At 50.9% G+C, this 26,229-nt stretch carries 21 protein-coding genes, 1 tRNA gene and 1 pseudogene; 9 read left to right on the top strand and 14 right to left on the bottom strand.

The genetic code is table 11. The features are described from left to right. The first annotated feature begins 1,067 nt into the window (after window positions 1-1,067). Complete coding sequence (locus HOY33_RS15340; RefSeq protein WP_172291010.1) at window positions 1,068-2,420, top strand: 2-hydroxycarboxylate transporter family protein; 1,353 nt, start codon at window positions 1,068-1,070, stop codon at window positions 2,418-2,420. 82 nt (window positions 2,421-2,502) lie between these two features. On the opposite strand, the gene dcuR is transcribed toward HOY33_RS15340, so the two are convergent. The 6 genes from dcuR to ibpA all read right to left on the bottom strand — a co-directional run bounded on the left by dcuR (window position 2,503) and on the right by ibpA (window position 9,894). Continuing rightward, entirely contained in the window at window positions 2,503-3,225 is a 723-nt protein-coding gene (gene dcuR, locus HOY33_RS15335; RefSeq protein WP_172291009.1) for a two-component system response regulator DcuR, read from the bottom strand. After that, window positions 3,218-4,831, bottom strand: a complete 1,614-nt coding sequence (locus HOY33_RS15330) for a sensor histidine kinase (RefSeq protein ID WP_172291008.1) — start codon at window positions 4,829-4,831, stop codon at window positions 3,218-3,220. Before HOY33_RS15330 ends, dcuR begins: the two co-directional genes overlap by 8 nt. Window positions 4,832-4,990: 159 nt before the next feature. Next, window positions 4,991-6,403 (bottom strand): anion permease, encoded by a 1,413-nt coding sequence (locus tag HOY33_RS15325; protein WP_172291007.1) that lies wholly within the window; start codon window positions 6,401-6,403, stop codon window positions 4,991-4,993. A 563-nt stretch (window positions 6,404-6,966) separates the two neighbouring features. Next, the gene (locus tag HOY33_RS15320) at window positions 6,967-8,625 is read right to left on the bottom strand and encodes a putative transporter (protein ID WP_172291006.1); all 1,659 of its coding nucleotides are present in this window, start codon (window positions 8,623-8,625) and stop codon (window positions 6,967-6,969) included. A 279-nt stretch (window positions 8,626-8,904) separates the two neighbouring features. Beyond that, window positions 8,905-9,357 (bottom strand): small heat shock chaperone IbpB, encoded by a 453-nt coding sequence (gene ibpB / locus HOY33_RS15315; RefSeq protein WP_172291005.1) that lies wholly within the window; start codon window positions 9,355-9,357, stop codon window positions 8,905-8,907. A gap of 123 nt (window positions 9,358-9,480) precedes the next feature. Continuing rightward, entirely contained in the window at window positions 9,481-9,894 is a 414-nt protein-coding gene (gene ibpA, locus HOY33_RS15310) for a small heat shock chaperone IbpA (protein WP_172291004.1), read from the bottom strand. A gap of 321 nt (window positions 9,895-10,215) precedes the next feature. Here ibpA and HOY33_RS15305 point away from each other — a divergent pair, with 321 nt between their 5' ends. Next, complete coding sequence (locus HOY33_RS15305; RefSeq protein WP_172291003.1) at window positions 10,216-10,572, top strand: YceK/YidQ family lipoprotein; 357 nt, start codon at window positions 10,216-10,218, stop codon at window positions 10,570-10,572. A 135-nt stretch (window positions 10,573-10,707) separates the two neighbouring features. Here the strand turns inward: HOY33_RS15305 and uspA are convergent, their stop codons facing one another. Continuing rightward, complete coding sequence (gene uspA / locus HOY33_RS15300; RefSeq protein WP_172291002.1) at window positions 10,708-11,145, bottom strand: universal stress protein UspA; 438 nt, start codon at window positions 11,143-11,145, stop codon at window positions 10,708-10,710. Between the two features lie 566 nt (window positions 11,146-11,711). Here uspA and uspB point away from each other — a divergent pair. Then, window positions 11,712-12,047, top strand: coding sequence for a universal stress protein UspB (uspB, locus tag HOY33_RS15295; protein WP_172291001.1), 336 nt, complete (start codon window positions 11,712-11,714; stop codon window positions 12,045-12,047). Between the two features lie 230 nt (window positions 12,048-12,277). On the opposite strand, the gene pitA is transcribed toward uspB, so the two are convergent. After that, window positions 12,278-13,786, bottom strand: coding sequence for an inorganic phosphate transporter PitA (gene pitA / locus HOY33_RS15290; RefSeq protein WP_172291000.1), 1,509 nt, complete (start codon window positions 13,784-13,786; stop codon window positions 12,278-12,280). Window positions 13,787-14,066: 280 nt separating this feature from the next. On the opposite strand from pitA, the gene HOY33_RS15285 reads away from it, so the two are divergent. Both HOY33_RS15285 and HOY33_RS15280 read left to right on the top strand, forming a co-directional pair. Then, on the top strand, window positions 14,067-15,266 hold the full coding sequence (locus tag HOY33_RS15285; protein ID WP_172290999.1) for an NAD(P)/FAD-dependent oxidoreductase: 1,200 nt from the start codon (window positions 14,067-14,069) through the stop codon (window positions 15,264-15,266). Between the two features lie 196 nt (window positions 15,267-15,462). After that, complete coding sequence (locus tag HOY33_RS15280; protein WP_172290998.1) at window positions 15,463-17,067, top strand: EAL domain-containing protein; 1,605 nt, start codon at window positions 15,463-15,465, stop codon at window positions 17,065-17,067. A gap of 37 nt (window positions 17,068-17,104) precedes the next feature. On the opposite strand, the gene HOY33_RS15275 is transcribed toward HOY33_RS15280, so the two are convergent. The 5 genes and pseudogenes from HOY33_RS15275 to HOY33_RS15260 all read right to left on the bottom strand — a co-directional run bounded on the left by HOY33_RS15275 (window position 17,105) and on the right by HOY33_RS15260 (window position 19,123). After that, complete coding sequence (locus tag HOY33_RS15275; protein WP_233356450.1) at window positions 17,105-17,638, bottom strand: Ail/Lom family outer membrane beta-barrel protein; 534 nt, start codon at window positions 17,636-17,638, stop codon at window positions 17,105-17,107. A 488-nt stretch (window positions 17,639-18,126) separates the two neighbouring features. Continuing rightward, entirely contained in the window at window positions 18,127-18,414 is a 288-nt protein-coding gene (locus HOY33_RS15270) for a type II toxin-antitoxin system RelE/ParE family toxin (RefSeq protein WP_172290997.1), read from the bottom strand. Next, window positions 18,414-18,653: a type II toxin-antitoxin system RelB/DinJ family antitoxin gene (locus tag HOY33_RS15265; RefSeq protein WP_172290996.1), complete on the bottom strand. Its 240-nt coding sequence runs from the start codon at window positions 18,651-18,653 to the stop codon at window positions 18,414-18,416. Before HOY33_RS15265 ends, HOY33_RS15270 begins: the two co-directional genes overlap by 1 nt. 96 nt (window positions 18,654-18,749) lie before the next feature. Then, window positions 18,750-18,887: pseudogene (locus tag HOY33_RS20830) on the bottom strand (integrase); the annotation flags it as partial. Between the two features lie 159 nt (window positions 18,888-19,046). After that, window positions 19,047-19,123 (bottom strand) — tRNA-Pro (locus HOY33_RS15260). 242 nt (window positions 19,124-19,365) lie between these two features. Between HOY33_RS15260 and uhpA the strand changes: the two genes are divergently transcribed. From uhpA to uhpT, 4 genes are all read left to right on the top strand, one after another. Continuing rightward, window positions 19,366-19,956 carry a transcriptional regulator UhpA gene (uhpA, locus tag HOY33_RS15255; protein ID WP_172290995.1) on the top strand — a complete coding sequence of 197 codons (591 nt, stop codon included), beginning with the start codon at window positions 19,366-19,368 and terminating at the stop codon, window positions 19,954-19,956. Then, on the top strand, window positions 19,956-21,458 hold the full coding sequence (uhpB, locus tag HOY33_RS15250; RefSeq protein WP_172290994.1) for a signal transduction histidine-protein kinase/phosphatase UhpB: 1,503 nt from the start codon (window positions 19,956-19,958) through the stop codon (window positions 21,456-21,458). The genes uhpA and uhpB overlap by 1 nt, the downstream gene beginning before the upstream one ends. An 8-nt stretch (window positions 21,459-21,466) precedes the next feature. Beyond that, window positions 21,467-22,807, top strand: a complete 1,341-nt coding sequence (locus HOY33_RS15245) for an MFS transporter (RefSeq protein WP_172290993.1) — start codon at window positions 21,467-21,469, stop codon at window positions 22,805-22,807. A gap of 141 nt (window positions 22,808-22,948) precedes the next feature. Next, the gene (uhpT, locus tag HOY33_RS15240; RefSeq protein WP_172290992.1) at window positions 22,949-24,340 is read left to right on the top strand and encodes a hexose-6-phosphate:phosphate antiporter; all 1,392 of its coding nucleotides are present in this window, start codon (window positions 22,949-22,951) and stop codon (window positions 24,338-24,340) included. Window positions 24,341-24,547: 207 nt separating this feature from the next. Here the strand turns inward: uhpT and eptB are convergent, their stop codons facing one another. Continuing rightward, window positions 24,548-26,227 carry a kdo(2)-lipid A phosphoethanolamine 7''-transferase gene (eptB, locus tag HOY33_RS15235; protein WP_172290991.1) on the bottom strand — a complete coding sequence of 560 codons (1,680 nt, stop codon included), beginning with the start codon at window positions 26,225-26,227 and terminating at the stop codon, window positions 24,548-24,550. Window positions 26,228-26,229 lie beyond the last annotated feature (2 nt).

Here is a 26,229-nt window from a genome sequence, read left to right as displayed (position 1 = left end):
CGCGAAATTAAAATAACGGAGGAAGCCCTGTAACAGAGTGCAAGAAACACCCTATGAATACCTGGAATCTTCAGGCATCCGCTGTTTTCTTTCTCAATGACAGCTTAAATCTGTCAACAGATCATCCTAACGTCAATACAAGCTGTAAGGATTTACAAACCCGCGCCGCCCTCCTCATAGGTTTAAAATATAACAATAAGAAAAAAACTAAGTTTTATTGTTCACTAAAATAATAAAAACCAGTTATATACTCCATTAAGTGGTGCAATCAAAGAAATTACCACCGTTAAAAAAACTATAATAATGATCTGCGGCATGCCTACAATATGAGCACTATTTTTTGCAAAAGACGTTAACAACAGGTGAAAATCCTGCCAGATAATAAGTAAAAGTGATATATCCACCTACTTCATAAGCCATCAACTGACTATCTACGCTGCATAAAAAAACTTTATAACCGGAGTATGACTCGCATAGATGCATACCGACGCTTGACGACAAACGGGTTCGAACCAATGCAGGATGTGTTTTGTGTGTAAAGATGACAGAGCAAAGGAATGCCGGGTTAAGGCATGGTTAGGTAACATGGAAAACAAGAAGCAACATACAAATAGCTTCCGGCGATAAAACACAAAAATGACCTGCCGATCCCTTTAATTTACGCTAAAAACAAATTAAAATTATAGTTATGGAAATATTTTTATTAACATCAATCCTTGCTATTTACTTATTTCTATAACGTGATATTTTCTATCGCATACTCACATTCCACCTCAAAATACGTCAACCTCCGCCATATAAATTATTTTAATTACAAAAAAAGAAGATAAGTTATTTAAAAAGGAGTTGCTGATAAGTTCACAAATATGCCATAAATTGCGGGAGGACGTATTATTTTTAACATTTACTCATGCTAAATTACCCTCCAACCTGAGACAGGGTTAAATACACTTCACTATTTTTATTTTTTTGTTACTTGTTGATAAAAAACAAAAAAACTAATTTTCTTACTTTCTGAAGATAAATACAGACTGTTTCTGTACCAACTATCCGGTAGGGTGAATATAATGAAAAAAATAGAAACTGATATTTTATGTGAGAGCAATCTCGCCATCGAAACATCACCATCTGCTTCATCATTTGTGATACGTCTCTTAAAAAAAACCATTGGCTCCGTTCCTGTTGCTCTCTTTATTGCAATTAGCGCCATTGTGTTTATTGCCGCCTATAAAGGATTTCTGCCTAAGAATATGATTGGCGGCTTTGCCGTTATCATGACCATGGGGTTTTTACTGGCCCATATCGGACATAAAATACCGGTATTTAAAGATATCGGCGGTCCGGCGATTCTTTGTCTGATGGTGCCATCCATTCTGGTGTATTTTCATTTATTCAATGACAACACCATGAAAACGGTCCACCTGCTGATGAAGGAAGCGAATTTCCTTTATTTCGTTATTGCCTGCCTGGTTGTCGGCAGCATTCTGGGAATGAATCGGAAAATCCTGATTCAAGGGATGATTCGCATGTTCGTTCCGCTGGTTGTCGGCACTGCAACCGCATTGGTGACAGGCTTGCTCGTCGGTAAGCTCTGTGGTTACAGCGTCTACCACACGTTCTTTTTTATCATCGTTCCAATTATCGGCGGCGGGATCGGCGAAGGTATTCTGCCGTTATCACTGGCATATTCCGCCATTTTAGGGCAAACACCGGATGTCTATGTCGCACAGTTGGCGCCGGCCGCCGTTGTCGGCAATATCTTTGCTATTTTCTGTGCCGGCATATTGTCCCGTCTTGGCATGCGTCGTAAAGACCTGAACGGTGAAGGCCGTCTGGTACGCAGCGATGAAGATAATGCGCTATTCAACGTGACCGAGGCGCCTAAACCGGTTGATTTTCATCTGATGGGCGGTGGTTTACTGATGATTTGCGCCTTCTTCATCGTCGGCGGTCTGTTTGAACAACTGGTGCATATTCCAGGCCCCGTGCTCATGATTCTGATCGCCGTGTTCTGTAAATACAGCCGAGTGATCCCTTCCAGCATGGAAACCGGCGCGCACAGCGTTTACAAGTTTGTGTCCAGTTCGCTGGTATGGCCGCTGATGATTGGGCTAGGTATGCTATATATCCCGTTAGAAAGCGTCGTGGCCGTATTCTCTGTTGGATATGTGATCGTTTGTGGCTCAGTGGTGCTCTCCATGGCTCTGGTGAGCTTCTTCATCGCCCCTTACCTGAACATGTACCCGATAGAAGCCTCTATCGTCACCACCTGCCACAGCGGGCTGGGCGGTACGGGTGATGTTGCGATTCTGTCAGCATCTAACCGTATGTCACTGATGCCGTTCGCACAGATCGCTACCCGCATCGGCGGTGCCTCAACGGTTATCGGCGCGACGTTGCTGCTCGGCTGGATGGTATAGCCCCCAACGATTCATCCATAATGCAAAACGCCACGGTGGTTGCCGTGGCGTTTTTTTACGAAAAAAGCGGTGGGAACGTCGCCTATTCGCAATACTGCCGCAATGCATCCTGCTTTTCCGGCAACAGGCGATAGAGATAGACCGGGCGACCCGTAGAGCCGTACAGAATATTGGTCGCCAGAATCCCGGTTTCAGCCAGATAGATCAGATATTTACGGCATGAGACACGAGAAATGCCGATCGCATTGGCCAGCATTTCCGTTGAAAACTCCGCGCCCTGATTCCCTTCAATCCATTCGCACACGGTGCGCAGCGTTAAGCTGGTCAGCCCTTTCGGCAATTTCTTACGCTCGCTGGCTGAATTGCCGCTGGTGCGGCGGATCAGATTATCAATATCGGACTGCGCAACGAAATCGCGGTGTTTCAGTAAATTGGCTTCTTCACGATAAGCCGTCAATGCCTGTTCAAATCGTGAGAACTGGAAAGGCTTGATCAGGTAATCCACCACGCCGTAGTGCAGCGCTTTTTTGATGGTATGGACGTCGCTGGCGGAAGAAATAATGATCACATCCGTCTTCTCGCTGAATTCACGGATGGTGGGCAATAAATCCAGCCCGTTATCCTGCTGCATATAGATATCCAGCAATACCAGATCGATATCGGAATTCGGTTGCATCAGTAGATTTCTCGCCTGCTGCAAGGTGGGCACCGTCGCATAACAGCTAAATCCGGAAACCTGATTCAGATATGATTTATTCAGCTCTGCAACCATGGCATCGTCATCAACAATCAGTACATTAATCATGGTCAAACAGCCTTGCTTGATAAGGAATATTAACGAAAAACTGGGTGTATACCTCAGGTTCCGACTCAAAATCGATGTTGCCGCCGATCTTCTCCAGACTCTGTTTGGTCAGATACAGACCAATACCGCGTCCACTGCCTTTGGTGGAAAAACCCTGTTCATAAATACGTTCCTGATCCGCCAACGCAATCCCAGGCCCGTCATCACCGACGGTAACATGCAAACGCCCATCCTGATGATGGAAACTGACGCTGATTTCGCAATTTTCCTGGCCGTTTATGGCGTCCATGGCGTTTTCAATCAGGTTACCCAACACAGTAATCAATTCATTGGTGGCATCGACATCATCCGTATCCGGCAGCAGGCTTTCTTCGCTGATGGATAACACGATGCCAAGATCGCGGGCGCGGTTAATTTTACCCAACAGGAAACCAGCGATCACCGGCGATTTTACCTTACGAATAATGGAGCCGATTTCCGCCTGATAATTATTGGCGGTTTTCAAAATATAATCCTCCAGTTGAGGATAATATTTTAAGTGCAGCATTCCCAATATCACGTGCAGCTTATTCATAAATTCATGCGACTGCGCCCGCAGGGCGTCCGCATAATAGGACATACCGCTCAAACGCTGTAGCAGCTGGCTGATTTCCGTTTTATCACGAAATGTGGCGATGGCCCCGATAATATCGCCTTTAACAAACACCGGCACCGTATTGGTCAGCAACAGATGTCCGTTAACGTTGATTTCTTCATCGCGGCACGGAGTGCCGCTCTCCAGAACCTGTTTCAGATGCAGATGCTCCAGCCACTGTTCGCTGACGCTCTCGGTCGACTTATTGGTCGTCGGATTACTTTGTCGAAACAACCGCTTGGCTTCATCATTGATCACCGTAATGCGAGCATGCCGGTCAACCGCTATCACCCCTTCCTTAATCTGCTTCAACATCGCGTTGCGCTGCTCAAACAGATTAGAGATCTCAAACGGCTCAAAACCCAACATGATTCGTTTGAGTATTTTCACCAGAATCAAGGTGCCGAACCAGCCAACCAGCGCGCCGGCCAGGATAGTCCAGGGGATCATCCAGCGGTTCTCGCTGATGACCTTTTGCACGCTAGTCAGTGCGATCCCCAAGGCCACCACGCCAATCTGCCGGTGATTACCGTCAAAGACCGGCGTAAAAACCCGTAGCGCCGGATCAAGCGTTCCCCGGCTAATAGACGTGTTCTCCATCCCCAGCAAGGCCGGATAAATATCCCGCCCCGCAAAATATTCACCAATCCTTTCCCGCTCGGGATGGGTATGGCGAACGGTGTCCATATCGGTGACGGTCACAAAGAGCAACTGGTTACGCAGGCGGATCACTTCCGCCGAATCCTGCACCGCTTTTGGATTGCCGACCCCCTGTAACTCATTAATGACCACCGGTGAAGCGGCAAATGTGCGGGCAATGGCGAAGGCTTTTTCCCGCAGATGATCCTCTGATAGCTGGTTAATGCGGAAAAACAGTAAGGCGTATACGACCAACAGCACAGCGCCAATCACCGCCGAAACCATCAGAAACACCGAAGTTCCCAATTTCAACGGTGTTTTTTTCATACTCATGTCGCTCTCCGGAATGACCATCGTTACACCGCCATCTTATACTGTTTCGTCGCTTTTCGCGTGTCGAGGAGGACGCTGAATGCGCTCTACCTCCGGGGGCAGAGCGCATCATCTTAGGAAGGAACGTAAATCGTTATAACCAAAGGGATCTATCGGGTATTACCAAAAACCGAGCAGTTTCCACCACATGCCGCCGACGCCCAGCCAGATGGGGATAATCACCAGGCTGACCAGGAAACCGATCTTCCACCAGGTGCTCAGCGGCATGTAACCACAGCCGAACAGAATCGGCGCAGGGCCGCTGGAGTAGTGGGTGGTGGACATAAACAGGTTACTGAAAATACCGAAGACTAACACCGTCAGCATCGGTGGCGCGCCCGCCGCCAGCGCAATCGAAACGAAAATCGCATACATCGCGCTGATATGGGCGATCGCGCTCGCCATCAGATAGTGGCTGTAGTAGTAAATCAGCAGCAGCAGGCCCAGCATCGGCAGCCAGTGCATACCGCTTACCGCGTTGCCGGCCAGACCGCCAAGCCAGGAAATCAGACCCATTTTGTTGAGCTGCCCGGCCAGCGTCATCAGCACGGCGAACCATACCACGGTATGCCAGGCTTCTTTTTCGCCGATCACATCATCCCAGCTCAACGCGCGACTGAGCAACAGAACGCTCAGGCCCGCCAGCGCGGTCAGCGTCGCGTCAATATTCAGCGTGGAACCCAACACCCAGAATGTGACCAGCCCCAGGAATACGCCTAACACCACCCACTCGTCGCGGCTCATCGCCCCCATTTCACGCAATCTTTCAACGGCAATCGCGCGCATTTCCGAGGTTTTCTTCAGTTCCGGCGGATAGAAGCGGTAAATCAGGTACGGGATCAGGGCCAGCGAGAGGAAACCGGGCAGCAGCGTTGCCAGCGCCCAGTCAGTCCAACTGATATGAATGCCGAACTGAGAAGCCAGTTTCGCCACCATCGGGTTACCGGCCATGGAGGTCATAAACATGGCGGAAGTCACGGCGTTACACTGGAAAATGGACTGCACCAGAAAGGCGCCGATACGCCGTTGTGTGCCTTTTTCCGGCGTTGAGTCGTATGCCTCGGCGATGGAACGGAACAGCGGAGTAATAATCCCGCCGCAGCGTGCGGACGTCGACGGCATCGCCGGGGCGAACAGCAAATCGGTGAACACCAGCCCGTAAGCCAGGCCCAGCGAACTGTTACCCAACTTGCTGATAAACAGCAAACCGATGCGCCGGCCAAACCCGGTTTTAATAAAGCCGCGGGAAATAAAGAATGCGCAGGCAATCATCCAGATAGTCGGATCGCTGAAGCCAGCCAGAACATCTTTAATGGAGAGCAAACCCAGAATGGCGACCGATGTCAGGCTGAACATCGCCATCGCGCCCAAAGGGTAAGGGGAAAGGATCAGGCCGACCACTGTGGCAACGAAAATCGCCATTAAGTGCCAGGCATCGGGCTTAACGCCGTCAGGAACCGGGAGTAACCACAATCCACCGGCGATACAGAATATAATCAGAAGCTTTAACAACCTGCTACTATTTGCAGACATAGGAACACCACTCTCCATTGAAACAAAATTCACTAATTCACAACGGATGTTCCGTGCGGAGGAGTCGGCGTTTCTTTTATTCTTCCTTCATCACCCTGCCGGTCAATAACCCATTAACTCGCGCAACAGGAAACATCAGTAGAAAAAAGGCGAGAAAATAGTCGTGCCACGGTATTTTTCTCGCCCTATCAAATCCAATAATTCATGGAAATATAATATTATAACACATAGTGAAAGCCGTGTTACTTTAGTTACTAAAGCTGTTTATTAACTTATATATCGAATCGATATTTTCTAAAAATAAATATTAAACGCTAAAAACAAGGATAAATAACAATTAAGGCACATAAAATTAACCTGATTCATTTTTTATAAATAAAATATAAAACACTGGAATTATTAAAGACGGTAAAACTAACCATTAAAAAAGATAAATAACAAATTTTTATTTATTTTTCCCGATAATTATCCTCGCCCTAAATAATAAAGGAGAGGTTTCCCCCTCCTTTATTATTTTATTTCCAGTCATAACAATGACCTTGCCATCCCCGCCTAAGCCTTTGTCACATCGCCCAAAACAGGACGGCCAGAAGCTGTGGCGAAATAATGCGCAAAAACATCGCTAACGGGTACACCGTGGCATAGGACAATGCCGCCGCGCCGCTGGTGGGATGCAGCCCATTGGCGAACGCCAGCGCCGGCGGGTCCGTCATCGATCCTGACAACATGCCGCACAGCGTCAGGTAATTCATTTTGCAGACAACGCGCGCCAGCGTCCCGACAATCAATAAAGGAATAATGGTGATTAAGCCCCCGTAGCCAATCCACCATATACCATCACCATGCAACAACGTTTCCACAAAATCCCCGCCGGACTTCAGCCCGACCACCGCTAAAAACAACACAATTCCCAGTTCGCGCAAGGCAAGGTTAGCGCTGGGAGGCATAAACCAATACAGCTTACCGATACCGCCGATACGCCCCAGAATCAAGGCCACCACCAGCGGCCCGCCGGCCAGCCCCAACCGTAAGGCGACCGGAAAACCGGGAATAAACAGCGGAATAGATCCCAGCAACACGCCGAGGCCGACGCCAATAAACACCGGCAACATTTGCACCTGCTGGAGCTTCTGCTGAGCATTCCCCACAATATCCGCCACGGCGTCAATCGCGCTCTTGCGCCCGACCAGATTAAGAATATCGCCGAATTGCAGACTGGCGTTATTGCTGGCGACCAGTTCGACGCCGGCACGGTTAAGGCGGGAAATCACCACGTCATAATTTTGCTTCAGGTTTAATTCACGGATCTTGCGCCCCAGCACTTTTTCATTGGTCACCACCACCCGCTCGACATGCAACTCTGTGCCGCGGGTCGACAATGACGTGTCCACTTCATTGCCGATCACCAGCCGGGCCTGTTCCAGATCGCTTTTCGCGCCGACCAGATGTAAATAGTCGCCCAGTTGAATAATGGTTGCGGGAGACGGCACCATCAGGTCATCTCCGCGCTTGAGACGGGAGCACACAATGGCGTCGCGATTCAGAATGGGAACGTCCTGTATCGCCAGCCCTTGCAGGTTTGAGTTGGAGACGGCCACATTCATGGTATGCAGTTGTTCATGATGCATGCCGTTGCTGTTCTCAAACTGCCTGGCTTCCGCATCCACCACCACGCGAAACACAACGCGCAGCAGCCACATCACCAGCAAAATGCCGCAGATGCCCAGCGGGTAAGCCATCGCATACCCCATCCCCATCTGATTGACCAGCGTTCCGCTGGAACCGAGATCGGTCAGGATTTGCTGAGCCGCCCCCAAAGAAGGCGTATTGGTAACGGCGCCCGAAAAAATCCCCAGAATAATCGGCAACGGCACATTGAACATTTTATGAATAATCACCGTCACCACACAGCCAAGCAACACGGTCAGGATCGCAAAACCGTTGAGGCGCAGCCCGGAAACGCGTAATGAAGAGAAAAAACCCGGCCCGACCTGAATACCGATGGTATACACAAACAGAATTAGCCCAAACTCCTGAATAAAATGCAGCATGTCGTCATTCAGGGTGAACTGATAGCTCTGAGCAAAGTGTCCGACGATGATCCCGCCGAACAACACCCCGCCAATCCCTAGACCTACCCCGTAAATCCGCCAGTTGCCGATCCATAACCCTAAAACCGCCACCAGCGCCAACATACTAACGGTAAGCGCGATATCACTCATACCTTGTATCCTTGTGCGGACGTATCTTATTGGAAAGAAAACTAAAAACACGCTCTTTAGTTAAGCATTAGCTTTTACTGTCACTGATTCTGGCAGAATGACACCGTAGGAAACGTGGCGGGCAGCACAAAAAGTTTCCATAAGAAAAAAACGCCGGGAGCGTTTTTCAACAACGCGAAGCGTCGGCCCGTCAGGGGGCGGGCAGGGATAGCACGCAAAAAAACGCCCGCTACTCGGCTAAGCAGCGGGCGCAACAAACAAAACGATGATCAACGGAAATTATGCTTCATCATCAGCAGATGACTGGGTCAATACCGGGCGGCTATTGCCGATGGCAATCCGCTGCGGCTGCAATGCTTCCGGCACGTCGCGCACCAGATCGATATGCAGCAACCCATGTTCAAACTGCGCCTCGGAGACGTGCAGATGTTCCGCCAGCGTAAAGCTCAGGGAAAATGGCTTAAACACCAACCCCTGATGCAGATATTCCACTTTTTTCTCTGTCGGCGTCGGATTGCCTTTCACCGTCAGGCGCGGGCCTTCCACTTCAATTTCCAGCTCGCTTTGCTGGAAACCGGCCAAAGCCAGCGTGATGCGATAATGATTATCGTCTTTTTTCTCAATGTTATAGGGAGGAAACTCAATAGACTCCTGTCCCCCCTGCATCGAACTGGCTAATTTGTCGAAACCGATCCACTGACGCAATAAGGGTGATAAATCGTAGTTACGCATACTATTACTCCTTCTATGAAGCGAGACAATTTCTCCCAGTCACGGAACGTTACTGGGTTCGTCCCCATTCGGCGGACGATGTTTGGTTCATTAACGCAATAAATAGGTGGCCGTCGGCCGCGGTTATTTGATTTCGATCCGACGCGGCTTCATCGTTTCCGGCACAACGCGTTCCAGATCGATATACAGCAAACCGTTTTCCAGATTGGCGCCTTTGATCTGAATATGCTCGGCCAACTGGAACTTGCGTTCAAAATTACGCTCGGCAATACCTTGATATAAATAGTTACGAGCCACCGGTTCGCCGGCATGAGCCCCTTTCACGATCAATAAATTGTCGTGGGCCGTAATATCCAGTTCCTGTTCGGCAAAACCGGCGACGGCAATCGCGATACGATATTGGTTTTCGTCGACTAACTCGACGTTGTAGGGAGGGTAGCCGCCGTTGCTTTGGGTTTGGCCGGTTTCCAACAGATTGAACAGGCGATCAAAACCAATGGCGGAACGATAAAGCGGTGAAAAATCAGGGTTACGCATAAAACAGCCTCCTAAAACATTCAGCGAGGATTTAACCATCAACCTTCCCTCGGGACAGGTTAGCCGCCTGAAGCGATACCCTTACGGCATATCTTTCTCATCAGGCTTGTCATCAATATGGTGACCCCTCTCAGACTTTCAATAGCTCGAAAAGAAAAATTGGCGTTTTTCATGCAATATTCACCGATGAAGCGCGTGTTATCACATACACTCAATGATGAGATAGACAAGAAGGCCGTCGCGTAACCACCGGATGTTCGCTTATCCGACGCCGCGTTTTATAACCGAGGCAAGGTTCGCTCTGCTCTAACGGACGATAATATGACCATACTGAAAAGTGCTCTGTTTTCTTTCATCATCACCGGCAGCGGAGTGATGGCAATCAGCGGTTGTTCCAGCGTGATGACCCACACCGGCGCCGATCAGGGCTACTATGCCGGCACGCGCGCCAGTATGGATATGCTGCGCGATGACGACACCAGTTGGGTGATGATGCCGCTGGTGGCGCTCGATCTGCCGTTCTCCGCCGTGGCGGACACGCTACTATTGCCCTATGACTATTACCGGGCGGACCGTGATAAAACCAGCACCTCGACGCACGATCGTATTCTACACAGCGAACAGCAAAACCAGACCGTCACTTCACAGGCTGCCGGCATCCCCCACAATCAGCTTTAAGCTTGCTTTCCCCTTTCCTCCGCGGACAAACGCGCTTATCGGATAAGAGATAATTTTTTATTATACAAAAAAGGCACAGCGTACAAGCCATGCCTTTTGGTTATCGGAATAGATCAATCAGCCCGCACCCACTTTTTATTCATCGTCATCTTCGCGCAGCGGAACAATCAGCATATCGATATGTACGGTATTAATCAGCTGACGCGCGGAAGACATCAGTTTGCTCCAGAAATCCTGATGATGACCGCACAGCACCAAATCCATATCATATTTTTTGATCGCATCCACCAGCACCTGCCCCAGATCGCCGCTGCCGCTTAATGTTTCGGTAATGGGATAACCGGCATTCTGAGAAAGTTCGGTCAACGCATTCTGGGTTTCTTCAGAGATACGTTGCTGCATATCGCCCAGATTGACGTCGATAAGCCCGGTATAAAGATCGGAGTAATTCACATCGACATGAATTAAGGAAATCTTTGCGTTATACGGCCTCGCCATAGAGACCGCTTTTTCCACCAACACTTTGCTTTCCGGAGAAAGGTCAACAGCAATAAGGATATGTTTGTAAGCCATAATAAGACTCCTTCCGTAAAGACTAATAATCGGTCAGCAGATTTTCCTGCCAATCTGATACTTAACAGCGGCTTATATGATAACACTTCACTGCATTATGGTTATGTTCAGCAGATCACAACGCCACGTTTTAGCCAGTCATGAGGAAAACCGCGGGTTATGAAGACCTAACATCTTGATTATCTCATCAAAGACTGTTTTCAATCCTGTCAATATTATGAGTAAGTGTAGTAGAAAGCGCTTCTTTTCGCGGTCAAATCACGCAGTTTGTTCTTCGACTGAGGGCATTACGGCAGAGAAAGTCGCCTACTGCGCCGATTTTGCTCTATCTGTAGCAAAAAAATACGTTCCTCTTCTACAATAAAAGTGAGAGCGGCCGGCGCATGCCGCCATTCTCAAAGGGTGAGAAATAACAATGGGGTTAACGGTGATGAAATTGATCATCCGGCCGCATGATAAAATCACGTCAAGAACGTGTGGCATAAATATTCGCCGAGGCGCCGCCGGCAAAACCTGTATAGCCATTGCCTCCGACGAATAACACAATCGGGAACCGGGAGGGGAGCATGATCAGTACATTTGCGCTTTTCTGGGCTTTATGTGTTGTCTGCATCATCAATATGGCGCGATATTATTCCTCATTACGCGTATTACTGCTGATATTACGTGACTGTGACCCGTTGCTTTATCAGTACGTGGATGGGGGTGGTTTTTTCACATCACACGGTCAGCCAAGCAAACAAATCAGACTGGTACGTTATATCTACGCGCAGCGTTATCTTGAACATCACGATCCTGAGTTTATGCGGCGCTGTGAAAGGGTGCGCGGTCAGTTTCTGCTCACGACAGCCTTATGCGGATTAGTGGTCATCAGCTTGGTAGCGATGCTGATTTGGTATTAAACAATGAACGGTTATCCAGAGTAATAAAAAGGCGATCCTGTAAGAATCGCCTTTTTTATGATGGGCTATCCCTGCCCATCACCCTACGGGCCGTCGCAAGCGACGTTAAAAATTTCTCCAGGAAATTTTTTATGTGGGCTATCCCTGCCCATCACCCTGCGGGCTGTCGCAAGCGACGTTAAAAATTTCTCCAGGAAATTTTTTATGTGGGCTATCCCTGCCCATCACCCTCACAAAATAATTTTTAATGCCAACCAGTACAAGGTGCCGGACAGCAACAACGATACCGGCAGCGTCAATACCCAGGCCAGCAGGATATTTTTCACCGTTTTACCCTGAACGCCGCCGCCATCAACGATCATCGTCCCGGCGACCGCCGATGACAACACGTGGGTGGTGGAGACCGGCATCCCGGTATAGCTGGCGACGCCAATCGACAGCGCGGCGGTGACCTGCGCCGAGACGCCCTGCGCATAGGTCATTCCTTTCTTGCCGATTTTCTCGCCAATCGTGGTTGCAACACGCTTCCAGCCCACCATCGTACCCAGAGAGAGCGCCAGCGCGACGGCGATGATGATCCAGATAGGCGCATACTCAATGGTATGCAGCAGGTCGTTACGCAGGTTGCTCAGGTAGCGCCTATCTTCCGTCGGCGTTTCCGGCAGTTTGACGATCCGATCCATGGTATCGGCAATACACATCAGCAAGCGGCGCACTTTACCGCGATCGTCCGCGCTTAACTGCTCGTAGCTTTTCAGGTTGCTCAACAACACCTGGGTTTGCTCGATGGCAATCATGACGCGCGAGCTATCGCAGTGAAAATCGACGTTGCCGTTCGCCGGAATGGTTTTTTCCGGCGCCGGGATCAGCGGCGGAGAAAGGTCGATGACATGCGCCAGCGCCGCGCCGTGTTGCTGATAATACTCCTGTAAATTGACCACGGAATCGCGGGTACGGCTGATGTCATAGCCGGAGGCGTTCATATTGACGATAAAGCCGGCGGGCGCCACGCCAATCAGTACCAGCATGATCAGACCAATACCTTTCTGACCATCATTCGCGCCGTGTGAAAAGCTGACGCCGATAGCGGATAAAATCAGCGCGGTACGCGTCCAGAATGGCGGCTTGCGTTTACCATCCTGTTTTTCACGGTCGCTTGGCGTAAGGTGTACCCGCTTGCGTTTTTTACTGTTGCTCCAGAAACGGCGTAACAGGAAAACCATCAGACCCGCAATAATCATCCCGACGATCGGCGATAAAATTAACGACAGGAAAATAGCGATCATCTTGGGAACATTGAGCGCATCCACCACGGAGGTATCCGTCAGTAAGGCGTTGGTTAAACCAATACCGATGATGGCGCCGATCAACGTGTGCGAACTTGAGGCGGGAAGCCCGAAATACCAGGTGCCGAGATTCCAGATGATGGCGGCCAGCAGCATGGAAAAGACCATCGCCAGCCCGTGAGCTGAACTGACATTCAGCAATAAATCCGTGGGGAGCAGATGGACAATTGCGTAAGCAACGCTGAGTCCCCCCAGCAGCACGCCGAAAAAATTAAACACGCCCGCCATAACGACAGCGAACTGCGCTCGCATGGCACGGGTATAAATAACGGTAGCGACAGCGTTGGCTGTATCGTGAAAGCCATTGATGGCTTCATAAAATAATACAAACAACAAAGCCAGTATCAACATCAGGCCGGTGTAGTAATCCAGTCCGGCAAATAAATGTAGCATAAGCGTTAGGCCATTTAGTGGTCATGAACGCGGCGCATTATCGGCGACAAGCGGGGGCGGGGAAAAGGGAAATATGACTTTTTTTTGACTTAGGGTGTGATGGATACGGATGAAAAGTCCACTTAGTCAATAAAAATCAATGTATTATACATTTTTACCAAAACACGCAAATTGTTACGCTGGCATCTGACAGAAACGGACACTACAATTTGCCGCCCTGAACGTTGCAGGCTTCCTGTCAGGGCAGAGGACGCCAGCGCCAATAACCGGAGAAACCATTGTGGAACAGTTTGACGTTGTCATTATCGGCGCCGGAGCCGCGGGATTGTTCTGTGCCGCACAGGCCGGACAACAGGGACTGCGCGTTCTGCTGCTCGACAATGGTAAAAAACCCGGACGTAAAATTTTGATGTCCGGAGGGGGACGCTGCAACTTTACCAATCTGTACGCCGAGCCGGCGGCTTATCTGTCCCAAAATCCCCACTTTTGTAAATCGGCCCTGGCGCGCTATACCCAATGGGACTTTATCAGCCTGGTGAATAGCCACAATATCGCCTACCACGAGAAAACCCTCGGTCAACTGTTTTGCGATGATTCCGCTCAGCAGATCGTCGATATGTTGCTTAAGGAATGCGAGCAGGCTAACGTCACGATGCGTTTACGCAGCGAAGTGGCGACGGTGGAAAAACCGGATGGTGCGTTCATTTTGCAATTAGCCGACGGTACGACGCTTCATAGCCCGGCGCTGGTGATCGCCAGCGGCGGCCTGTCGATGCCGGGCCTGGGGGCGACGCCGTTTGGTTATCAAATCGCCCGGCAATTTGGGTTAAACGTCCTGCCGACGCGCGCGGCGCTGGTGCCCTTTACGCTGCATAAACCATTGCTGGAACACTTGCAGACGCTATCCGGCGTCTCCGTACCCGCGGTGATAACGGCCGAAAACGGCGCGACGTTCCGGGAAAACATGCTGTTTACGCATCGGGGGCTTTCCGGCCCGGCGGTGCTGCAACTCTCCAGCTACTGGCAGGCCGGCGAGTTCGTCACGATCAATTTGCTGCCGCATCAGGATTTGGCGGCGCTGATTAATGATGAACGGGCGGCTCACCCCAATCAAAGTCTGAAAACCACCCTGGCGCAATGGCTGCCAAAACGGCTGGTCGACTGTCTGCAAACGCTGGGACAATTGCCGGACGTCACGCTGAAGCAGTTGAACAACATCCAGCAACAGCAAATTGAAACCAACCTCCAGCAATGGCGGGTGCAACCCAATGGCACAGAAGGCTATCGGACGGCGGAAGTGACGTTAGGCGGCGTGGATACCCGTGAGTTATCCTCCAAAACGATGGAAGCCCGCAACGTTCCGGGATTGTATTTTATCGGCGAGGTGGTCGACGTCACCGGCTGGCTCGGCGGCTACAACTTCCAATGGGCCTGGAGTTCGGCCTGGGCCTGCGCCCAAGCGCTCGTAGCCGTGAAATAGAAACTATAATAATAATTGCCTGGTTATATCCAATCGCCATCACCTTGAGAGAAAGGCTTTTTACGGACACGACTTATTCGAGCAGCCTCAGAAATTAAGAGTGAATACAACATCTTCTGGTTCTGTAGACTTGCCACTGCCGTCGACTCACGTATCCTCATCCTAGGCATTGGATCCGCCAAAAAAGGAGATGTGGATGATTCCCGGATATGGCAAATATAAAAGTCACTGGCCGTTATTGCTGACAGCAAGTGTATTACCGCTGCTACTTGGATTGCTATTCACCTTCGTCGAATCCCGGGTGATGGTTAAACGGAATCTCGAATCTACTGCGTTAATCGCTCTGCATCACGCGGAAAACATCACCGAACAAGCGTGGGAGATGGTTGCCGAAATCCAGCGCTTGAGCGGTCAGCCATGCAATGTGATCGGCGCTGAATTGCAGCGGCTTGGCTCGGTGTTTTCCTACTTTCGCGCGATCGGCGTCACCAAGGATACTACTGTCTACTGTTCGTCGACGTTCCGTCATGCCTCTCCCCCCATGGACGTCGTGATCATGCAGCCTTTACCTTCCCCTCTGCCAACACGCTGGAGTCTGTCAATCGCTGGCTCATCCAGTGTGAAAAGCCGCCCGGGAATCATCTTCGTTCAAATGCCGCTCCATGGCTATGGCGCCTACGCCATGGTCGACGCCCAATATCTTATCGACCTGATGCTGGCGATCGGGGAGGCGCGTGGCTACCAATTGACGTTAACGGTAAATAACGGCTATCCCATTCAGGTTGGCCAGCCATTCCCTGCGGTTTCAGGCCTCTTTCCCCTCGCTGAGTTTGAAATAAAATCGGATAAGTTCCCGATTGCCGTACAGGTGACCGCGCCGATCGAAGAATCGATAAGAACCTGGAAACAAACGTTTTTTACCTTTCTTCCCATCACGTTAATCTTATCCCTGTTTTTTACCTTCGGCGTGTGGAACTGGCAAAAGCGCAAGCTATTATTTCGGGATGAAATTAAAAAAGGGATCGCTAATGGTGAATTCTCCGTTTATTACCAGCCAATCTACGACTCAGCGGAAAACCATTGTCTCGGCGTCGAAGCGCTACTGCGCTGGCGACGTAACAGCGGAAAATGGATTAGGCCGGACATCTTTATCGCGGCCGCCGAAGCGGAAAACATGATTATTCCCATTACCCGACACCTGTTTGACCTCGTCGCGACGGACATCGCGGGCTGGCGGGTAAGTCCGGGGTTCCATCTGGGCCTCAATGTCGCCGCGGAACATTTACAGCATCCGACTTTTGTTTCAGACGTCCGCCGTTTCGAAGCCAAGGTCGCGTCTCACCAACTGAAGATTACGCTGGAGCTTACGGAACGAAGCCTTATCAGCAATGGTTCCGACGTCATACAGCGGTTACATCAACTGCGTGAAGAGGGTTTCCTGATAGCTATTGACGATTTTGGCACCGGTCATTGTTCGCTCTCATACCTGCAAAACTTCCCTTTGGATTATCTGAAAATCGATAAGGGATTCGTCAGCGCCATCTCGTCATTGGATGAGGACGCGCCAATACTTGATGCCATCATTAACCTAAGCCACCGGATGAAGCTTAAAATGGTGGCGGAAGGCGTTGAAAACGCCAGACAACTGACTTACTTAAAACAGCGCGGTGTGATTTACATGCAGGGGTTTCTTTACGCCAGACCCATGGACAACGAATCGTTAATCGCCTGGCTACGTTACAACCACGATAAATCATTGGAGAGTTTTATGATAAAAGACGATGCTCAGGACGAAAAATAGCCAGCAGGTTTTCCTCGCCGGCTATTTATACTCTAAATCAGAAGCGGTAGCCTACACCGATATTGAAGGCGTCGATTTTTGCGTCATCAATTTTGGTGCCTTCATAGCCGATATCAATCGCCCAGTTAACCGCTGGCGTGATTTGAATACCTAAGCCATAAGCAAAACGCGACTCATCCTCACTTCCTGATTCAACAAATGGGCCGTAGTTATATTTCCAGTCAATTTTCCCATGACCGATACCGGCCAGACCATAGATGCTTACCAGATCGTTAAAGCGATAAGACGGGCCGGCCATCAGGGAGTAGTACTTCACTTTAAAGCTATCGTTGGAATTAAACTCCGAATCGTAATAATCGTCTTTTCCACTCAGGTAGGTAAAAGAGCCGATAATGCCGACAGGAGACGTTCCCTGATAATGATACTTGGCGGTAATACCTTTCAGATCTTTGAAACCATCAACGTTCGCTTGCGCATAACCTAAGGAGATCGTTTGCGCCGCATGAGCAACAGACATTCCCATACCGCAGGCAGCCAGGGCGGAAAGCAGCAGTGTCGTTTTTTTCATCATCAACATATCTTCCATGTTTGAACAATACAAAAGTGAGCCATACAGCGTATGAATTCAGTAACATCCGGACACTGTACGTATTTTTTTCGCACACAAAATTGCATTTAATAAAAATCATGTAAAGCCGGTTATCTGAGATAACTTATAAAATGGATACATTAAATTAATTAAAAAACAAAATGTTATAAAACAAAAACAACAAAACAAAGCCAGTTTGAAACGTGATTTTGAGAAATTTCTTAGGTAAGGGAAGTGTAAAAAACCATAAGCGGCAGGCTTGGCTGGGAACATCGCTTTCAAAATCATATTCTGAGTAAACTCCGTGAATGCCTCCTTTTACCGGTAAGTAAAAAACACAGCGAGCGACGGAGATGAACAGTTACGCGGCTTTGATTTCAGAAGTAGTTATACAGGGTATACCGATGGACAACAGGCAATAAAAAACCCGCTAATCCAGACAGGATGCTGAAGGAGGGATGTATTTATTACTAGCGTAATCGTTTTATCGCATCGTCGTAGGTTTCGGAGTGCTCACGTTTGCCAACTGACACGACAAAAACCACCACTTTTTCATCCTGAACCTGGTAAACCAACCGGTAGCCAGCAGAACGCAGCTTTATTTTGTAGCAGTCCGGCATCCCTCGTAATTTGTTTGCTTCTATACGCGGTGCTTCCAGAATATCGGCCAGTTTCTTTTTGAATTGATTGCGAACCGTCTCGCCCAGCTTGCGCCATTCCTTTAGTGCGCGTTCGTCAAAATCCAGAAAATACGACATTAAAGATCATCCAACGTCACACGTACTGGTTTAGGGTTGCGAAGGCGTTCACGGACAATTTCTACTAATTCAGCATCTTCATCACTAAGTAACGTTTGTTTGAAGGGAAGACGTTCATTTTCAGCAATGTATTCCAGCGTAAGACGCAATGCTTCAGAAGGCGTAACCCCCAATTTTTCAAGTGCGGCGTAGGAGCGTGCTTTAAGATCATCATCGATACGGAGATTAATGCTACCCATCATGTTCACCTTTGTATTTACATATGTCTTTACGTAGTGTCGCGCTTTTTTTACTCAGGTGCAAGGGGAGGGGTAATCCTTGCTCATAATAGGAAAAAATAGCCAAGGGCTCTTGGGCTTGGTAAGTAGGTTATTAATTCTTAAAACATTCTCGTTCTGTAACGTGTATTCCGTCTCGGCAGGTTTTGCGGATTTGATTTCGGTATTGGTCAGAGGGGTAGTTATACGTGCCATCGTAATTATATGGGGTGGTATAACTAAACTTTCCAGCTGTAAACGGGGTATACCGATAGATAACGGGCATTAAAAAACCCGCCAATCCAGACAGGATGCGGGTTTCTTGGTACTTTCCGGTGATATCCGTCTATTCCAGATCCTTACCGAAAGTCGATTTGGTCGGTGAGAGAGGATTCGAACCTCCGACCCCTTCGTCCCGAACGAAGTGCGCTACCAGGCTGCGCCACTCACCGAATGCGGGCGCATATTACTGCTACCCCATTGAAGCGTCAATCCCTTTTTAGAAAAAGGATTATGCCTGTTGGTAAAGTATCCAGTAACCGATCTCTCCCCCAATCCCCCGAATGCAAATCCACGGCGATCGGGCGAATTACGGTTTGGAAAACGTGTTAAATACGGAACACGCCAACAAGACTTGAACGACACTATCAGTGACGTTAAGGTACTCGCTTATTATATCGCCTGGTTCACCCCCATGATCACGATTGCTCTCATTGACGATCACCGTATCGTTCGTTCTGGTTTCGCCCAATTGCTGGCGCTTGAACCGGATATGCAGGTTGTCGGCGAGTTTGGTTCAGGCCGCGAGGCGCTGGCCGGGCTACCGGGGCGCGCCGTGCAGGTCTGCATATGCGATATCTCGATGCCGGATATTTCCGGTCTGGAACTTTTAAGCCAGTTGCCGAAAGGCATGGCGGTGGTGATGCTCTCCGTCCACGATAGCCCGGCGCTGATTGAACAGGCGCTGAATGCCGGCGCGCACGGATTTCTGTCCAAACGTTGCAGCCCCGATGAACTGATTGCCGCTGTCCGTACGGTGACGGCCGGCGGCTGCTACCTCACGCCGGATGTGGCCCTGAAACTCGCCTCCGCCAAGCAGGATCCGCTGACCCGCCGCGAACATCAGGTAGCGGAAAAACTCGCGCAGGGGATGGCGGTCAAAGAGATCGCCGCCGAACTGGGGCTATCGCCGAAAACCGTGCATGTTCACCGTGCCAACCTGATGGAAAAACTCGGCATCAGCAATGACGTCGAACTGGCCCGTCGACTATTCGCTGGTTGGTAATGCATCCGTTACTCGCCCGGCTCATCTCCGTTACCGCCAGCTTCTTTATTTTCTCCGCCGCGTGGTTCTGCCTGTGGGGCATTAGCCTGCATCTGGTGGAGCGACCGGAGCTGGCGGCGTTGCTGTTTCCGTTTGGTTTGCGTCTGGGATTGATGTTGCAATGCCCGCGCAGTTACTGGCCGGTATTGCTCGCCAGTGAATGGCTGCTGTTGGTTTGGCTGTCGCAGGAAGTGAACCTGCTTCACCTGCCCTTATTGACGATCGGAAGCCTGCTGTCACTGTTGCCCGTCGCATTGGTCAGCCGCCGGCGACGCCCGAATGACTGGCATACCTTGTTGCTACAGGGCGGCGCCCTGATCGCCGCCGCGCTATTACAGTCTCTGCCCTGGATTGGAAGCGGGGAAGACGCGCTTACCGTACTGCTGTTGACCCTGACTGGCGGACTCACGCTGGCGCCCACCTGTCTGGTTATCTGGCACTATCTCACCAGCGCCACCTGGTTGCCGCTCGGCCCGGCGCTGGTTTCACAGCCGATCAACTGGCGCACCCGGCATCTGCTCTGGTATCTGCTGCTGTTTGCCGTCAGCCTATGGCTACAGTTAGGGCTGCCGAATGAGCTGGCGCGCTTTACGCCGTTTTGTCTGGCGCTGCCGATTATCGCCCTCGCCTGGCATTACGGTTGGCAGGGGGCGCTCATCGCGACGCTGATGAATGCCATTGCCCTGATCGCCAGTCAGACCTGGCACGATCATCAGGTGGATTTACTGCTCTCGTTGCTGGCCCAGAGCCTGACGGGGTTGCTGCTGGGGGCGGGCATCCAGCGCTTAAGGGAACTTAATCTGTCCCTGCAAAACCAGTTGGCCCGCAATCATCGCCTTGCTGAGCGGCTGCTGGAAACCGAAGAGAGCGTCCGGCGGGAAGTAGCGCGCGAACTGCACGATGATATCGGCCAGACCATCACCGCGATCCGCACGCAAGCCGGTATTTTGCAACGGCTGGCGCCGGAAAATGCCGGAGTGAAGCAGAGCGGCGCGTTGATTGAGACGCTGTCTCTTGGCGTTTACGATTCGGTGCGCCGTTTGCTGGGCCGCCTGCGGCCGCGCCAGTTGGACGATCTTTCTCTTGAGCAGGCGATGCGTTCGTTGACGCGAGAGATGGAACTGGAAGCGCGCGGCATCGTAAGCCGCCTTAGTTGGCAAATTGACGAAGCGATGCTCAGCGAAAGCCAGCGCGTCACGCTGTTCCGCGTCTGTCAGGAAGGACTGAACAACATCGTCAAACACGCCAACGCCAGTACGGTCACGCTGCAATGCGGGTGCAAAGACAATCAACTCCTGCTGGTGATTGAAGACGACGGCTGCGGCCTGCCGCCGAATTCAGGACAGTTGGGCCTGGGCCTGACCGGCATGCGCGAACGGGTATCGGCCCTCGGTGGTTCGCTGACTATCTCCTGCACCCGCGGAACCCGCGTCACCGTCAGTCTGCCGCTGCGTAATCAATAAGGATCGTCATGTTTGGTTTTCTGAAAATTCCGCCCGGCATACCGCCGCTCACCGATCGGCAAGCGATTGACGAAACTTACCGCTACTGGCGACGGCACATTCTTATCTCTATCTATCTGGGCTACGCGCTATTTTACTTTACGCGTAAAAGTTTTAACGCAGCGGTGCCGGAAATTCTGGTTAACGGCATTTTGACGCGCAGCGACATCGGCCTGCTCGCCACGCTGTTTTACGTCACTTACGGCGTGTCGAAATTCTTTTCCGGTATCGTCAGCGACCAGTCTAACGCCCGCTACTTTATGGGGCTGGGGCTGATTGCCAGCGGCGTGGTGAACATTCTGTTCGGCTTTTCCTCGTCGCTATGGGTATTCGCCCTACTGTGGGTAGCGAATGCGTTCTTTCAGGGCTGGGGCTCGCCGGTGTGCGCGCGTTTACTCACTACCTGGTACTCGCGTACCGAGCGCGGCGGCTGGTGGGCGGTGTGGAACACGGCGCATAACGTGGGCGGCGCGTTGATACCGATGGTGGTGGGTGCGGCGGCGCTGCACTACGGCTGGCGAGCCGGGCTGATTATCGCCGGAACGCTGGCTATTCTGGTCGGGCTGTTTTTATGCTGGCGGCTGCGCGATCGTCCGCAAACCCTGGGGCTACCCAGCGTGGGCGAGTGGCGCCGCGATGCGTTGGAGATCGCGCAACAGCAGGAAGGCGTGGGGCTGTCGCACCGGGAAATTCTCCATAAGTACGTACTCACCAACCCTTACATCTGGCTGCTGGCGCTGTGCTATGTGCTGGTTTACGTGGTGCGGGCGGCCATCAACGACTGGGGCAATCTGTATATGTCAGAGACGCTCGGCGTAAACCTGGTCACCGCCAATTCGGCGGTAACCATGTTCGAACTGGGCGGATTTATTGGCGCGCTGGTTGCGGGCTGGGGGTCGGACAAACTGTTCAACGGCAATCGCGGGCCGATGAATCTGATCTTCGCGGCCGGCATCCTGCTATCGGTCGGCTCGCTTTGGCTAATGCCGTTCGCCAGCTATGTGATGCAGGCAGCCTGTTTCTTTACCACCGGCTTTTTTGTCTTTGGCCCGCAGATGCTGATTGGCATGGCGGCGGCGGAATGCTCGCACAAAGACGCGGCGGGGGCCGCCACCGGCTTCGTCGGACTATTTGCCTATCTCGGCGCATCGCTTTCCGGCTGGCCGCTGGCGCAAATTATGGATATCTGGCACTGGACCGGTTTTTTTGCGGTCATTGCGGTGGCGGCCGGCGTCTCCGCTCTGCTGCTGCTGCCGTTTTTAAATGCTCAGGCGCCGCGCAGCGGAGCAAAAATCCCCGCAGAAGCGTGACTCACTTCACTCTTTTTCACCTCAAAGACCAAAACCGGGAAAATTTCCTAGTTTTTACTGGATGATGTCTTAAGCCAGTACCGACCTCCGTTTCTTACAATGCAGCCACTTCCAGCGTTTGCGTAGTAAGAGGAGACAACCATGCTGGCCTTTCTTAATCAGGTGCGCAAGCCGACCCTGAATCTGCCGCTCGAAGAGCGGCGCAAAATGTGGTTCAAGCCCTTTATGCAGTCCTATCTGGTGGTCTTTATCGGCTACCTGACCATGTACCTGATCCGCAAGAATTTTAATATCGCGCAGAATGACATGATCTCCACCTACGGCTTGAGTATGACTCAACTGGGGATGATTGGTCTGGGCTTCTCCATCACCTACGGCGTGGGGAAAACGCTGGTCTCCTATTATGCGGATGGCAAAAACACCAAGCAGTTCCTGCCGCTGATGCTGATCCTGTCCAGTATCTGTATGCTTGGCTTCAGCGCCAGCATGGGTTCCGGCTCCATCAGCCTGTTTTTGATGATTGCCTTCTACGCGCTGAGCGGGTTCTTCCAGAGCACCGGCGGATCGTGCAGCTATTCCACGATCACTAAATGGACGCCGCGCCGTAAGCGCGGAACCTATCTTGGCATGTGGAACATCTCGCATAATCTGGGTGGCGCGGGCGCGGCGGGCGTGGCGCTGTTCGGCGCGAACTACCTGTTCGACGGCCATGTGATCGGTATGTTTATCGTACCGTCGGTTATCGCGCTGATTGTCGGCTTTATCGGTCTGCGCTACGGCAGCGACTCGCCGGAAGCTTACGGTCTGGGTAAAGCGGAAGAGCTGTTTGGCGAAGCGATCAGCGATGAGGACAAAGAGACGGAAGACGGCTCGATGACCAAATGGCAGATCTTTGTCGAGTACGTGCTGAAGAACAAAGTGATCTGGCTGCTGTGTTTCTCCAATGTCTTCCTTTATGTGGTGCGTATCGGTATCGACCAATGGTCGACGGTCTACGCCTTTCAGGAACTGAAGCTGTCAAAAGAAGTGGCGATTCAGGGCTTTACCCTGTTTGAAGCCGGTGCGCTGGTCGGTACGCTGCTGTGGGGCTATCTCTCCGACCTTGCCAACGGCCGCCGCGCCCTGGTTGCCTGTATCGCGCTGGCGCTGATCATTGCCACCCTCAGCGTCTACCAGCATGCCAGCAATGCGTACGTTTACCTCTCCTCGCTGTTTGCGCTGGGTTTTCTGGTCTTTGGTCCGCAACTGCTGATTGGCGTCGCCGCCGTAGGCTTTGTACCGAAAAAAGCCATTAGTGCGGCCGACGGCATTAAAGGCACCTTTGCCTACCTGATTGGCGATAGCTTCGCGAAACTGGGCCTGGGGATGATTGCGGACGGTACGCCGATCTTCGGTCTGACCGGCTGGGCCGGCACTTTCGCCGCGCTGGATACGGCCGCCATCTGCTGTATCTGTCTGATGGCCATCGTTGCGGTGATGGAAGAACGTAAAATCCGCCGCGAAAAACAGGTTCATCAACTGAAATCCGCGTGACCGGTTGATAATATGCCATTGCCCAGTCTATCGACTGGGCTCAAACCGTTGACAAAGCCCGTTATTAGGGAGAACGTGGCTAGGGGCCGTAGCGGCGTAAGCCGCCGGAGCGCCCCTCGGTACGCTAGGCCCGGGTATCTCAGGCTTACAAACGACTTTGTCAGCAACCTCTGCCCAGTCTAGGCTTAACCGCGCCAAACATCATCGTCAGCTTCCGGTCTTGTTGCACCAGTTGTTTTTCGGGTTGATGCCGCCATCCGGCGAGGTATATCCCAGACATCCCAAAATGGTATCAAACAGCTCTTCATGGCGATGGGTTTTGCCGATTCGCTGCTGTGCTTTTAACCGATCAAACGCATTCATATTACCTGAGTCAGCCAGAAATTTATCCGATGCCCAGACTATCATCGGCGATCGGAACTGTTCCGGCGGCGCCATTTGGCGCGGCGTACCGTGTAAATGATAGTTATCATCGATGGATTCACCGTGATCGGAGGCATAAAACACCAATGCTTTCTTATCCCGCACCTGGTTAATCACGTTTTCGATAAAGCTATCGGTGTACAGCACGCTATTATCAAACGCATTAATCAGCTGTTCACGGGAACAGGATGCATCGACGCCCATACATTCCGGCTGATAGCGGGCATAGCTACGGGGATAGCGCATCGAGTAAAGATAGTGGGACCCCTTGGTATGCAGCACAATCAGATGCTTACCTTTCGGGTAGCGCTCCAGCGACTCCCTGACTTCATCCACCAGCAGCATGTCATCCACCGACTTACCGTCGTTGCTTTTTTCCGACGCGATCATTTCACGGAAAGAGTAGTTATCGGCTTCAATGCTGTTATAGAACCAAACTTCACTCTGCATCGCGAATAGCTCGGACGTGAACCCCAGTTCCTTTAATACCGCAAAGATATTCTGCTCCTTCAATGTCCGCTGAGGATTATCTTCCGTACCACCTTCCCGTACAAACATGCAACGCATGGAGAGTTTGGTCGAGGTATCACAGGATTTTCCGCGGAAAGCCACCAGATTTTTTTCTTTCGACAAGCGGGGCGTGGTATCGCGCTCATACCCTAACAGCCCCATGTGATCCCAACGGGTGGTTTCGCCAATGATGAAAACCACATAGGTATCATCAATCCCGGTTGGCGGAAGGTAAGTAAAATGTTTGCCGGGATCGAACAAATTCGTCGCGTCCTGACTTTCGTCATATTTCGTATAGGCAAATAATCCCAAAGCAGACAGCCAGTTCGATGGCAGATACGAATGCGCAACCACGCCGCCATAGCTGGGTAAGTCAACATTAGAGAGCTTTTCCGAGACCGACTGGGCCTTATCCATATAGCGGATCGGTAACCATACCAGGGCAACCACAGCCAGTAAGATCAACACCGGCGTCAGGCGTTTCCCCGGCGACGTTAGCTGTTCAATTAGTGTATGACGTAAGGCATTTTTCCAAATCAATAACAAGGGTAATGCGCTTACCGCCAGCATCCACAGAATAAAACGGAAACCGATAACTTCTTTAGAAAGATCAATGTCCGTCGTCATAACCGCGGCAATAATGCCGTAGCCGATAACGACATTAAAAAACGTCATGTAATAACTGGCGGCGACAGAAATCAGCACCAGCAGTGAGGCAACGACGCGATAAAAATAGCGCCCGCCCAGAGAAATAATCCGCATAAGAAAAAAGGTAAACAATATACAGGCCAGCAATTCAATTATTGCCGGGGTAAATTTTGATAGCTGCTTACCTGTAAATACCGAAAAAGCATCAAATCTTCGATAAAAGACTGAAAGATTAAGGAAAAGACCGATATATATTGCCAGAAAGAACGATAACTTAGGCTGTGAAATCGCGGGGCCAAACTTCATCG

It is taken from the genome of Brenneria sp. hezel4-2-4 (genome assembly GCF_013155275.1).
Classification (GTDB): Bacteria; Pseudomonadota; Gammaproteobacteria; order Enterobacterales; family Enterobacteriaceae; genus Brenneria.
This window is presented reverse-complemented; position numbering and strand designations above follow the sequence as displayed.